Source organism: Pseudomonas sp. K5002 (genome assembly GCF_013386655.1).
Lineage (GTDB): Bacteria > Pseudomonadota > Gammaproteobacteria > Pseudomonadales > Pseudomonadaceae > Aquipseudomonas.
In genome coordinates this window covers 1-12161 of the sequence record NZ_JACARK010000260.1, presented here as the reverse complement: position 1 = coordinate 12161, position 12161 = coordinate 1, and the positions used below count along the sequence as shown (strand labels likewise).

The following is a 12161-nucleotide window of genomic DNA, read 5'->3' as shown; positions in this document are numbered from 1 at the left end:
GTGGGCTGACAACGTCGACCTGTGGGCCAACCTGTTTGAGCATGGCCGCGACAAGGCCCTCGGCGATGCGCGCGACCAGGCAGTGCCCACCGCCGATGTCGACGCCCGGGTGCGCGCGCAAAAAATCGCCCGTTGGCTGGAGGCCGGCGCTACTGTGCTCGGCCTGGGACTGGCGTTCGTCCCGGTGCTCGGCGAAATCATGCTGGCCGCCATGGCGGGCCAATTGCTCTACGAAACCTTCGAAGGTGTGATCGACTGGGGCGAAGGCGACCGTGATACGGCCAAGGCGCACTGGTTCGACGTCGCCCAAAACCTGGCCGCCATGGCGCTGCTGGCCGGCGCGGGGAAAGGCCTGCAAAAGCTCGCTGCACCGCCTACACCCGCGTTGGTACAAGGGCTCAAGCCGGTTCGTTTGCCAGGTGGCGAGCTACGGCTATGGAAGCCGGACCTTACGCCTTATCGCAGCCCCGTCGTATTGCCCAAGGACGCCACGTTTGATGACCTGGGCTTGCACAGCCACGACCAGCAGCCGCTGCTGCCCCTCGACGATCAACTGTATGCCGTCAAACCCGAGCCCGACGGCGACACCTATCGCATACAACACCCCACACGCTCCGACGCTTATGCCCCGCAGGTGGCGCATAACGGCGCAGGTGCCTGGCTGCATGAAGGCGAAGAACCACTGACCTGGGACGGCCCGGCGCTGATGCGCCGCCTGGGTTGTCGCACCCGGGGCTTGAGCGACGCACAACTGGAACAGGCACGCCTGGCCAGTGGCACTCGCGCCGATCAACTGCGCCAACTGCATGTGGACCTGCAACCGCCGCCCGCCCTGTTGAGCGACAGCCTGGCGCGCTTTGGCATCCATCAGCGGATCGAGACGTTTATCGAGAAGATGGGCAGTGACGACCCGCTGGATTATGCGCTGGCCGACCCGGCGATCACCGAGCGCGTGGTGGCGCACCGAGGCTTGACCTATCCGGCGGTCCTCGACCCGACTCCCCGGGTGCTGGACGAACAGACGATGCTGTGGCGCCGGGAAGTTGCCCAGGCCGCCCGGGACAGTCGGACCTCGCTGTTCGACGCGGATTATCGCGCCCATAACCTGAACCGCTCGCCCCCGGTACAGCAGCTCATGGACAGGTTTTCCGGCCTGCCGGCGGAGGTTGCCAGGCAGTTGCTGGAAACCGCCACGGACGCGGATTTAACTGCGCTGAGTGGCCATCAGCAGTTGTCACCAAGGCTCACCGCCCTGGCGCGCGAAAGCCAGCAGCAAGTGCGCATTGCGCGGGCCTATGAAGGCTTGTTCCTCGACACCCTGCAGAGCCAGGACAGCCTGCGCTTGGCCCTGCATACCCTGCCCAGCTTGCCGGGTTGGGACCCGAGCCTGCGGGTGGAAATCCGCTTGTGCAGCGAACAGGGGCCACTGATCGACGCCGTCGGCCCAGAGGCCGACGCACTGCCGTTGGTGCTGGCGATGGGTGACGACGGAGCGTTCGGCGCCACCGACCTGTATGGCGCCGTTCTGGCACGCCTTGAACAGGGCCAGCGTCGAGCACTTGGCGAAGCCGCACGGGACGCCGGCACCCTGAAGCAGCGGGTGCGACAAACGCCATTGGCCCGGGACGAGCTGCGCTCGGTGCTGCTGGAATACCCGCTGCTGCGCAAACCCTTGGCAGGAGACCTGCGCCTGCGGGGCGGCTCCCCGCTGCACAAACTCACTCAATTGCGCAGCACCCATACGCGGGTGCGCAAGCTGTATCCGGGGTTCAGCGACGAGCAGGCCACAGCCTTCATCGAGACCCTCGGGAGCGATGCGCGCACTGAGTTGACGCGCCGGGAAGACCAATACGCCGCCCTCAAACGCGCACTCAAGGACTGGGTGAATCGCAGTGCCCGAGAAGATACGAGCCGGCGTCCATTTGAGGTAAACCCGGGAGGCCGGGAGCAGTCAGTGGCCGATGCGTTGAGAGATTGCTGGCGCCGACAGACCGTGGATCGTGCCGGGGCCTACACCGGGCGCCGACTGGAAATCAGCGCCCAGGTGAACCTGCCCAAACTCAACGCCGATTTTGGCCATGTCGAGGAGTTGGTTCTCGACTACGTGAGCTTCAGCGACGGCCCCGGGCAGTTCCTTGGCAACTTCCCCAATCTGAAACGTTTGACCCTCAAACAAGTCGGCGGTATCGGACGCCACACGCTGACCGAACTGCCCGAAGCAATCACGGCCATAAAGGCGCTGACGCACCTGGACCTGTCGAAAAATGCCATCCGCCTGAGCGAAATCAGCGCCGGCCAACTGGCCGGCCTGAGCCGCCTGGAAGAACTGTGCCTGAACGACAACCCCTTGGGCACCCTGCCGGATTTCAGCCCGCTGCTACGACTGCGAAAGCTGGAGCTGCGTGACACCCGGATCAATCAGTGGCCCGCAGGCCTGCTGGAACTGCCGGAGCTGAGAGAAGTCGACCTGTCCGGCAATCACCTGAGCGCGGTGCCCGACAGCCTGCTCAACCCAGCCCCCGAAAAAGTGGAAGCCAGCATCCGTCTCAACCGCATGACCCGCCTGCGTGACAACCCATTCACCCCACAAGCCAATCAGCAGATGCGGGCGTACATCGCTCGCCTGGCACAAACTCGCCCGGGCTGGCGCAACGGCGGCCAGCCTGGCGCCTTCGAAGTACCCTTGAGCCACACCGACGAAATGCGGCGGATAAGGGACCTGTTTCCCGGCTACAGCGAGGAGGAAAACGAGCAATTCGTATTGCACGCAGGCGACGGGGCGCCGGCTGAACTGACGCGCCTGGAAGGCGAGTGGCAAACCTTGAGCACCCAACTGAACGCCTGGGCCACACAACGGTTCCTGGTGGCTGCCGACAGCGAAAACCTGCGTGCAGGGGATGCCAACCATCGCCAGCAATTCGCTCGAGACCTCAAGGCGTGCTGGCGGCGCATGACTCCCAAAGTGCTGGCCCAAGATGGTTCTCCCGCCGGCTACACCCTTGAAGCACTCGGCTTGAGAGTCGGCGACTTGCCTGCGCTGGAAGCAGATTTCAGCCACGTTGGGTCAATCAAGCTTCAGGACATGCAATCCGTATACGGCCTGGATGAGTTTCTCGGCCACTTCAGTCACACCCGTTGGCTCGACCTGTCGTACGGAGAGTTGCGTTCAATCCCGCCCAGCGTTGCCCGGATGACTCGGCTTACCCGCCTGGACCTCAGGAGCAACCAACTTTCCCTGAGCGAGGCCGACGTGGATCTGCTGGAGGGGCTCACCTCACTCAAGATCATCAATCTGAGCCGCAACCCCCTGGCGCGTACCCCCAACTTCGCAACCCTGCCGAACCTGCGTAGGGTGAATTTGAAAAACACCGGGATCACCGAGTGGCCGCAGGGCTTGGGGCCACATCAGGCGTTGGACATCGTTAACCTGGCGCAGAACCGCATCACGCAGTTGCCCGAGTCCCTGGTCAACCCGCTGCCCGAGGAGGCCGAGGCATTCATCTACGTCAACAACGTCACCTTTATCGACGGCAACCCGCTGAGCACCGAAGCCCGCAGGCAGTTGGTCGAGTATTGGAGCAATGCAACCTTGCTCCACCGCGAGGCAGCAGCGGGCCGGCAGCCCGGCGCGATGCGTTATCGGGCGCCACAGCCCGCTACAGTCGAGGTTCACGCGCCTCAAGAACAGATCGTGGACGACACACCGGAGCCGGCATACCAGCACTGGATGGATGGTCTGTCACCCGAGGAAATCGACGTACGACGCAGCCTGTGGGAGTCGATTGCCGAGAAACCCGGTTCGCAGATCTTCCTCGACATCCTCGACAACCTCAAAGAATCGGCGGAGTACCGCAGCCGCTATACCGACCTGCAATCGCGCCTGTGGCAATTGCTCTATGCGGCCCGGGACGATGGCTTGCGGGAAGAGCTGTTCAACCTGGCGGGTGACCCGCGCTGCGGCGATCGGTCGGCCCTGGTGTTCAGTGACATGGAGACCAAGGTGCTGACGTGGCAAGCCACGCGCTATGCCGCCGATGGCGAGGCGGGACCGGCACTCTACACGTTGGCCAAAGGTCTTTTTCGCCTGGACGAGGTGGAAAAATTAGCCAGCGCAGACATTCGGGTTCGAGAAGGCATGATTCGCACGTCGACCATGACCCCTGAACAAAAAGTCGCCGCCCTGGAAAAACTGGAAGATATTGAAATTCGCCTGGCCTATCGCATGGGCCTGGCCCGCCGCCTCGGCCTGCCCGGTCAGCCCAACGATGCCCGCTACCTCGCAACGGGACAGGTAGCGCCGCAGATCCTGAATAATGCCGCCATCACAATAGAAAAACTGGACAACTCCAAGAAGCTCGTACAGTCGCTGCTGGGCCGCGAATTCTGGCAGGCCTTTATTCGCAACCATTATGACGATGAGTTCAGAGTCCTGAGGGAGCCCCATGACGTGCGCTTGAATGCGTTATCCGAGGAACACGATGCGGGCGCCCTCAGTGATGAGGCCTACGCAACCCAGGCTGAAAATGTGCAACTGCAACTGGCCGTGGACGAGGCGCAACTGATTCGCTCGCTGACCCTGCGCGACTGGGTGCCGTGCAAGGCGCGCTGCAGCATCACCTGATGGATTCAGGGCGTTTGCACCAACCGCCCCAGCCGTTGCTTGAGCATCTGGTTCTCGGCCCGCAGTTGCTGGACTTCCTCCAGCAGGTCGAGCGCCAGGGCGACGCCTTCCCATTCCAGCTCCAGGTCCTTTTGCAGCGCCGAGGCGCGCTTGGCCAAGGCCAGTTCATAATCGGTGAAGCGCCAGGACTCGGGACTGGTCCCCACCGGTTCAACGATGCCGTGCTCGACGATTTCGATCACGTAGGCCACCGACAGGTCGGTGGCCTCACAGAATTCTGCCATGTTCACTTGAACCAAACGGGGACTGCTCATCGTTAGCTACTCCATGATTCTCTTGGATCGAAGGCGGCTTTTTGTGCCAGTTCCTGCCACAACGCCTTGACCTCGTCGTCGGTGTTTTTCGGCATCACCGCCTTGAGTTGCACAAACAGGTAACCGCGCTGCCCGGCCTTGTTCAACAAGCCATGGCCCTTGGCGCGCATGCGCTGGCCGTTCTGGCTGCCGGCCGGCACCTTGAGGTTGATCTTGCCGGTGAGGGTCGGCACCGCCACTTCCGTGCCCAACGCCAGCTCCCACGGGGCCAGTGGCAGGGTGATGATCAGGTTCTCACCTTCCACATCGAATTTAGGGTGTGGCGCGAACTTGATGATCAAGTACAGATCACCATTGGCACCACCGCCAATCCCCGGCGCGCCCTGGCCCTTGAGGCGGATGCGCTCGCCGTCGGCCACACCGGCCGGGATCTTCACGTTCAGGCTCTTGGTGGTGTTGCTGACGTGCTGGCCGGCCGCGTTGTATTGCGGCACCTGGAAGTTGACCTGCTTGGACTCGTTGGACAGGGTCTCTTCGAGGAAGACCGGCAGTTCCATTTCCACATCTTGCCCTCGACGCCCGGCACTGCGGCCCTGGGCACCACCAAAACCATTGCCGCGCGAACCGAAGATCGAGCTGAAGAAGTCCGAGAAGTCGCCGGTGTCCTGGCCACCGCCGCCATAGCCACCACGGCTCTGCCAGCCTGGCGGGCCCTGGAACGGCTGGCCATGCTGGCCGTATTTGCGCAGATCGTCGTATTCGGCGCGCTTGTCGGCACTTTTCAGCGCTTCATAGGCTTCGGACGCGTCCTTGAACTTGGCTTCAGCGTCCTTTTCCTTGCTCACGTCCGGGTGATATTTGCGCGCCAGCTTGCGATAGGCGGCCTTGATCGCCTTGTCGTCAGCGGTGGGTTCTACACCGAGAATCTTGTAATAGTCTTTGAAGTCCATCGGGGGCATCACCATCCATTATCGATATCGCACTGCCAGCGTCACAGCATGCGCCTGTTTGCGGCGTCTGGATTGACCGATCTCAATCTTGTGACCGAAGGGTGCGTCAGAAGTTTATCGGCGCTGCGGGCAGAATCCTGCAGCCACCAACCGTATGGGGAGGATTTGGGGGCAAAGGCCGGGCTTTCAAGGTAACAAGTGCGTTGTATTTAGCGGATAGTCGGCCTACGCATCTGCACGCGGGTGGCATACACTGCGCGGCCGTTTTTCAACCGGAACCCGATTGACATGAAAAACCCATCCCCAGCCCGTGCCTGCGGTATCGACTTCGGCACGTCCAACTCCACCGTCGGCTGGATTCGTCCCGGCATGGAAACGCTTATCGCGCTGGAGGACGACAAGATCACGCTGCCGTCGGTGGTGTTCTTCAACTTCGAAGAGCGCCGCCCGGTGTACGGTCGCCTGGCCCTGCACGAATACCTGGAAAACTACGAAGGCCGGCTGATGCGCTCGCTCAAGAGCCTGCTGGGTTCCAAGCTGATCAAGCACGACACCAGTGTATTGGGCACGGCCATGCCGTTCACCGACCTGCTGGCGCTGTTTATCGGCCAACTCAAGAGCCGCGCCGAGACCACCGCCGGGCGTGAGTTCGACGAAGTGGTGCTGGGCCGTCCGGTATTTTTCGTCGACGACGACCCGATGGCCGACCAGGAAGCCGAGAACACCCTGGTGGACGTGGCCCGCAAGATCGGCTTCAAGGACATCTCGTTCCAGTACGAACCGATTGCCGCGGCCTTCGACTACGAGTCCACCATCGAGAAAGAAGAGCTGGTGCTGATTGTCGACATCGGCGGGGGTACCTCCGACTTCTCCCTGGTGCGCCTGTCGCCCGAGCGCCGCCAGATCGACAACCGCCACGACGACATCCTCGCCACCGGCGGTGTGCACATCGGCGGTACCGACTTCGACAAGCAGCTCTCGCTGGCCGGCATGATGCCGCTGTTCGGCTACGGCAGCCGCATGAAGAGCGGCGCTTATATGCCCACCAGCCACCACATGAACCTGGCGACCTGGCACACCATCAACTCGGTGTACTCGCAGAAATCCAAGCTGGCGCTGGGCAGCATGCGCTACGACATCGAGGACACGGGTGGCATCGACCGCCTGTTCAACCTGATCGAGCAGCGCGCCGGGCACTGGCTGGCGATGGAAGTGGAAGAAACCAAGATCCAGCTGACCCAACAGGACAGCCGCCATGTGCTGCTGGACCGGGTCGAGCCGGGGTTGAGCGTGGAATTGAGCCGGGCGTTGTTCGAGTCGGCCATCGATGGCTTGCTGGAGCGGGTGCGCAATGCGGTGACGCAACTGCTCAACGACGCCTCGGTGGACGTGGCCCAGGTGGACACGGTGTTCTTTACCGGGGGTTCCAGCGGGATTCCGGCGCTGCGCCACAGCATCTCGGCGATGCTGCCGAATGCGCAGCATGTGGAAGGGAACATCTTTGGCAGTATTGGCAGTGGTCTGGCGATTGAGGCCAGCAAGCGCTACGGCTACTGAGTTTTAGCTGAAACCGTGGCGCGCCCTTCGCGAGCAAGCCCGCTCCCACATTCGGCTGCATTCCAAAGTTGGAACTCGGTCAAATGTGGGAGCGGGCTTGCTCGCGAAGGGGCCAGTCCAGGCAACATCAATGCCTAAACCATCCCCGCCAGCTTCAACTCACTCTTCAAGTACGCATAATAAATCGGCCCCGCCACCACCCCCGGCAGGCCGAACGCGGCTTCGAACACCAGCATCGCCAACAACAATTCCCACGACTTGGCACTGATCTGCCCACCGACAATCCGCGCGTTGAGGAAGTACTCGACCTTGTGGATCACGATCAGGTAGCCCAACGCCGCCACCGCCACCCAGATCGACAGCGACAAGGCCACGATGGTGATCAGGGTGTTGGACATCAGGTTGCCGATCACCGGCAGCAGGCCCAGCAGGAACGTCAGCACGATCAGGGTCTTGGTCAGCGGCAGGTGGATCCCGCACAACGGCAGCACCACCGCGAGGAAGATCGCGGTGAATGCGGTGTTCAGCGCGGCGATCTTGATCTGCGCGAAAACGATGTTGCGAAAGGCCTGGACCAGCAGGTGCAGGCGATCAAACAGCGCTGCCGCCAGGGGTTTGCGCTTGGTCAGGTCCGGCACCCGTTGCAGGGCGATGATCGCCCCCAGCACCATGCCGATCAACAAGGTCACGAACATGTGCGCGGCGTCTTTGCCCACCAGTTGCAGTTCGCTGAGGTGTTTGCTCAGCCATTCGCCGATGGCCACGCGGAACTCGGCGGCGCTGGCCGGCAGGTAGGCGTCGAGGAACGGCGGCAACTGGCCGCGGGCACGATCGACCACGCCCATGAACTTATCCAGGGAGGCCCCGGGGTTTTCCGCTTCGTGCAGCAGGAAGCTGATGGCCCCGGCGAAGATCAGGGTCAGGATGCTGACGATCAAGGTTCCCAGCAAGGCTACCGCCAACCAGCGCGCACGCCGGCCTTCGATCAACCGCTGCAACTGCGGGGTGAGCATGTTGACCAGCTCATACACCAGCAGCCCGGCCAGCAGGCTCGGCAGCAACTTCAATGGCAAAACCAGCAGCAGCCCGCCAAAAATCAGCACGCAACTGACCAACAACAACACGTGACGCTGAGAAAACGTTGGCATACAGCCTCAAAACGAACGGCGTTAAAGGATGGGCAGTCTGCCAGCGTTGGGTGAATCAAGCGAGAAGTCTAAACGCGGTCCGATGTGGGAGCTGGCTTGCCTGCGATGGCGGTGGGTCAGCCAACAAAGGCATCGACTGTCAGGTCGCAATCTTAGGCAAGCCAGCGCCCACAGAGTTCTGCATCATTATTTCTTCAGGCAGGTGCTCATAAAGGTTTTACGCGCATCGCCGGTCAGCGCCTGGGTTTTCGCGGTGGCGTTGCAATCTTTCATCTTCTGTTGCTGTGGGGTCAGGGTCTTGGCGTCGTTGGCCGCCGGGGCCGCCTTGAGGCAGTTGCTCATGAACGCCTTGCGATCATCACCGGTCTTGCCACTGGTCTTGGCTTCGGCGTTGCAGGTGGTCATTTTTTGTTGCTGAGCCGTCTGTGCGGCAGTCGCGGCAAAGCCTTGGGAACACAGCAGCAGGCTCATCATCAACAGCGGAATACGCAGCATCTTCATGGAGTTTTCTCCCTGTTACCGTGCCGAGGGGCACGGCCTCCCCAGCAGTGTAGTCAAACCCTGTTACACCTTCCTGCCGCGTATATGGGTCCGGCGATACTGCTCCGGCGTGCAGCCGGCCTGGCGCTGGAACATCGCGATAAACGCCGAGGCCGTGCTGTAGCCCAGGTCAAACGCAACTTCCTGGACACTGCGCGCGCTGTCCAGCGCCTCGATCGACGCCAGGAACCGCAGGCGTTGGCGCCATTCGCCGAAGCTCATCCCAAGCTCACGCACAAATAGCCGCGCCAGGGTGCGCTCACTGACATGCACCTGCTGCGCCCACTGGGCCAGCGCGCGGTTATCGCCAGGGTCGGCCTGCATGCCCTCCAGCACACTGAGCAACCCGGGATGGCTGGCATACGGCAGGAAACAATCGTGCACCGGCGCCTGCCTGAGTTGGTCTACCAGCACCTGGGCCAGGCGCACGTCGGCTTCGTTCTCGGGAATGTTGACATCACGCTCGGCGAAATCACTGAGGATCGCCTTGAGGATATCGCTGATGGTCAGGGTGCACGGCTGCGCCGGCAATTGCTCGCACAAGGCGGGCGCCAGATATACCGAGCGGTAGACGATCGCCTGGGCGTTGTAGGAACTGTGCTGGGTGTTGGGTGGGATCCATACCGCATATTGCGGCGGCGACATAAAGCGACTGCCGGCCACTTCAAAGCGCATCACGCCACGGGCCGAGTAGTCCAGGGAACCCCAGGCATGCTGGTGCGCACTGGCATGGGTGTCAGCCTCGAATTCCGAATAACGGAAATACACCGGGGCCGGCAACTGGTCAAAATCGGGAAGGTTGATGTACTTCTTGAGCATGTTGTCTGGATACAAAGGTCGGATGGCTGGATCGAAGTATAGGCTTCGATCCAGACAAAGGATAATCACCGCTCATAGACGCAACTGGTTCTTTTCGATGCAATACGCTTATCCGTTACTGGCCATTTTTATCTGGGCCGGCAATACCGTGGTCAACAAACTCGCGGTGGGGACGATTTTCCCTGCCGAGATCGGTTTTTACCGCTGGCTGCTGGCCGGCCTGCTGTTTACCCCGTTCATGCTCAAACCCGTCATCGCCAACTGGCCGCTGATTCGTCCCAACCTGGGCAAGATCTTCATCCTCGGCGTGCTGGGCATGGCGGTGTACCAGAGCCTGGCGTATTACGCCGCGAACCTGACCTCGGCCACCAACATGGGCATTATCCTCTCGCTGATGCCACTGATGGCTCTCACCGCCGCAATCATCAGCCTTGGCCAGCGCCTGACCTTCGGCGCCCTGACCGGTGCCGTGCTGTCGTTTGCCGGCGTGGTAGTGGTGGTTTCCGCCGGTAGTCTCAGCGCCCTGCTGCAACACGGGCTGAATATGGGTGACGCGATGATGCTGGTGGCCACCCTCGCCTACGCGGTCTACAGCACCCTGCTGAAAAAATGGCAGCTGCGCTTGCCGCCACTGGTGTTGCTGTACCTGCAGGTGCTGGTGGCGGTGGTGGTGTTGTTTCCGCTGTTCCTGCTCTCCGACAAGGCCGGCCTTGGCTGGTCGAATATCCCGCTGGTGCTGTACGCCTGCCTGCTGGCCTCGATGCTCGCGCCGCTGGCCTGGATGCATTCGGTGAAGACCCTCGGCCCAAGCCGCACCACGCTGTTTTTCAACCTGCTGCCGCTGATCACCGCGTTGATTGCCGCAGTGGTGTTGAAAGAGCAGCTGGCGATGTATCACCTGGTGGGCGGCTTGCTGACCCTGGGCGGGGTGATTTTGTCGGAGCGCTGGACGACGCCGGTTCGCAGCAATGTCAGCGCGCAGGAAGCTACTTGAGCCCCACCACACCGGCGACGATCAAGCCCACCGACACCAGCTTGATCAGCGTCAGGCTCTCCCCCAGCAACGCGAAACCGAGAAACACCGTGCCCAGTGAGCCGATGGCGGTCCAGATCGGGTAGGCCACGCTCACCGGCAACTCACGCATGGCCAGGGTCAGGAAGTAGATCCCGCCCACGGCCGCGATGACGGTGACCAGCGATGGCCACAGCCGGGTGAAACCATCGGCGTACTTCATGCCCATGGCGAAGGTCACCTCAAAGCCGGCGGCGATCAGCAGGAAAAGCCACGACACTTCAGAAGCTCCCGGCCAGGTCGCGCAGTTGCCCTTCGACTGCATCGCAGGAACGGCGGAAAACGCTCGGGTCGGACTCTTCGCCTTCTGCGGCGATCACCGTGACGTCTTCAATACCGATGAACCCCAACGCGGTCCGCAGGTGCGGATCGGCGTGGTTCATCGCCTCGTTTTCCCCGCCCGGGCCAAAGCCGCTGCCGCCGCGACTGGTGATGATCAAGGCCTTTTTGCCCAACAATAACGGCTGGTACTGGGCGATACCCTGGCTGTCCTGGGTGATGTCCACGGTATGGCCCATGCGCACGATCTGGTCGATCCAGGCCTTGAGGCCGCTGGGAATCCCGAAGTTGTACATCGGTACGGAAATCACCAGCAGTTCGTGCTCGACGAGCTCGGCTACCAGCTCATTGCTCAGTTGCAAATCGGCGTGCATGGACAACGGCATCGCCTGCGGCTCCGGGTGGAAGCTGGCGGCAATGAACGCTTCGCTGACGTGGGGGATAGACGCCCGGCCCACTTCGCGGCGGGTCAGTTGCGCGTCGGGATTGGCGGTGTGCCAGGCGGCCAGGAACACCTCGGCAAGGCGCCGGGAGTGGGAACGTTCGCCGCGGGGACTGGAATGGATCGCAAGCATTTTTTTCATCTGTAGGCCTTCACACGCTAGACTCAGGCAACCTGAATGGCTGCCCCTGTTGCGCTTAAATCTAGAGCCGAGCGGCCACCCTCACAAATGAGCAATAGTTGTTTTGGATGAACTGAATTCATCCATGGAGCCACACATGTTTGCTTCGCTGCCCCTGACCGCCCTGCGCGCCTTTGAATCGGCCTCGCGCCTGTTGAGCTTCAAGGCCGCCGCCCAGGAGTTGTCGGTCACGCCGACGGCGGTGTCCCATCAGATTCGCTCGCTGGAAACCTGGCTC

11 protein-coding genes are annotated in these 12161 nt (G+C 61.9%); 4 read left to right on the top strand and 7 right to left on the bottom strand.

What is annotated here, in order from left to right:
• Nucleotides 1–4621, top strand: a 4621-nt coding sequence (locus HX846_RS13700; protein ID WP_178965551.1) for an NEL-type E3 ubiquitin ligase domain-containing protein, incomplete at its 5' end; no start/stop codon positions are given.
• Nucleotides 4622–4626: 5 nt separating this feature from the next.
• Here HX846_RS13700 and HX846_RS13695 read toward each other — a convergent pair.
• The gene (locus tag HX846_RS13695; RefSeq protein WP_003217397.1) at nt 4627–4935 is read right to left on the bottom strand and encodes a chaperone modulator CbpM; all 309 of its coding nucleotides are present in this window, start codon (nt 4933–4935) and stop codon (nt 4627–4629) included.
• 2 nt (nt 4936–4937) lie between these two features.
• Complete coding sequence (locus HX846_RS13690; RefSeq protein ID WP_008439071.1) at nt 4938–5885, bottom strand: DnaJ C-terminal domain-containing protein; 948 nt, start codon at nt 5883–5885, stop codon at nt 4938–4940.
• Between the two features lie 288 nt (nt 5886–6173).
• On the opposite strand from HX846_RS13690, the gene HX846_RS13685 reads away from it, so the two are divergent.
• On the top strand, nt 6174–7442 hold the full coding sequence (locus tag HX846_RS13685; protein WP_017478383.1) for an Hsp70 family protein: 1269 nt from the start codon (nt 6174–6176) through the stop codon (nt 7440–7442).
• Between the two features lie 134 nt (nt 7443–7576).
• Here the strand turns inward: HX846_RS13685 and HX846_RS13680 are convergent, their stop codons facing one another.
• From HX846_RS13680 to HX846_RS13670, 3 genes are all read right to left on the bottom strand, one after another.
• Nucleotides 7577–8590, bottom strand: coding sequence for an AI-2E family transporter (locus tag HX846_RS13680; protein ID WP_003217402.1), 1014 nt, complete (start codon nt 8588–8590; stop codon nt 7577–7579).
• 186 nt (nt 8591–8776) lie between these two features.
• Complete coding sequence (locus HX846_RS13675) at nt 8777–9091, bottom strand: PsiF family protein (protein WP_177123382.1); 315 nt, start codon at nt 9089–9091, stop codon at nt 8777–8779.
• A 63-nt stretch (nt 9092–9154) separates the two neighbouring features.
• Nucleotides 9155–9949: a helix-turn-helix transcriptional regulator gene (locus tag HX846_RS13670; RefSeq protein WP_177080380.1), complete on the bottom strand. Its 795-nt coding sequence runs from the start codon at nt 9947–9949 to the stop codon at nt 9155–9157.
• A 97-nt stretch (nt 9950–10046) separates the two neighbouring features.
• On the opposite strand from HX846_RS13670, the gene HX846_RS13665 reads away from it, so the two are divergent.
• On the top strand, nt 10047–10943 hold the full coding sequence (locus HX846_RS13665; protein ID WP_087693122.1) for a DMT family transporter: 897 nt from the start codon (nt 10047–10049) through the stop codon (nt 10941–10943).
• Here the strand turns inward: HX846_RS13665 and HX846_RS13660 are convergent.
• Nucleotides 10936–11241 carry a multidrug efflux SMR transporter gene (locus HX846_RS13660; RefSeq protein WP_102367994.1) on the bottom strand — a complete coding sequence of 102 codons (306 nt, stop codon included), beginning with the start codon at nt 11239–11241 and terminating at the stop codon, nt 10936–10938. The two genes, HX846_RS13665 and HX846_RS13660, sit on opposite strands and share 8 nt — an antisense overlap.
• A 1-nt stretch (nt 11242) precedes the next feature.
• Nucleotides 11243–11884 carry an FMN-dependent NADH-azoreductase gene (locus HX846_RS13655; RefSeq protein ID WP_087693121.1) on the bottom strand — a complete coding sequence of 214 codons (642 nt, stop codon included), beginning with the start codon at nt 11882–11884 and terminating at the stop codon, nt 11243–11245.
• 124 nt (nt 11885–12008) lie between these two features.
• On the opposite strand from HX846_RS13655, the gene HX846_RS13650 reads away from it, so the two are divergent.
• On the top strand, nt 12009–12161 hold a 153-nt coding region (locus HX846_RS13650; RefSeq protein WP_178965550.1), incomplete at its 3' end, for a LysR family transcriptional regulator.

Bases quoted from the DNA above. Each gene is read 5' to 3' on its own strand.
- HX846_RS13685 (WP_017478383.1), top strand. From the start codon at position 6,174: ATGAAAAACCCATCCCCAGCCCGTGCCTGCGGTATCGACTTCGGCACG.
- HX846_RS13695 (WP_003217397.1), bottom strand. From the start codon at position 4,935: ATGAGCAGTCCCCGTTTGGTTCAAGTGAACATGGCAGAATTCTGTGAG.
- HX846_RS13655 (WP_087693121.1), bottom strand. From the start codon at position 11,884: ATGAAAAAAATGCTTGCGATCCATTCCAGTCCCCGCGGCGAACGTTCC.
- HX846_RS13680 (WP_003217402.1), bottom strand. From the start codon at position 8,590: ATGCCAACGTTTTCTCAGCGTCACGTGTTGTTGTTGGTCAGTTGCGTG.
- HX846_RS13670 (WP_177080380.1), bottom strand. From the start codon at position 9,949: ATGCTCAAGAAGTACATCAACCTTCCCGATTTTGACCAGTTGCCGGCC.
- HX846_RS13690 (WP_008439071.1), bottom strand. From the start codon at position 5,885: ATGGACTTCAAAGACTATTACAAGATTCTCGGTGTAGAACCCACCGCT.
- HX846_RS13665 (WP_087693122.1), top strand. From the start codon at position 10,047: ATGCAATACGCTTATCCGTTACTGGCCATTTTTATCTGGGCCGGCAAT.
- HX846_RS13675 (WP_177123382.1), bottom strand. From the start codon at position 9,091: ATGAAGATGCTGCGTATTCCGCTGTTGATGATGAGCCTGCTGCTGTGT.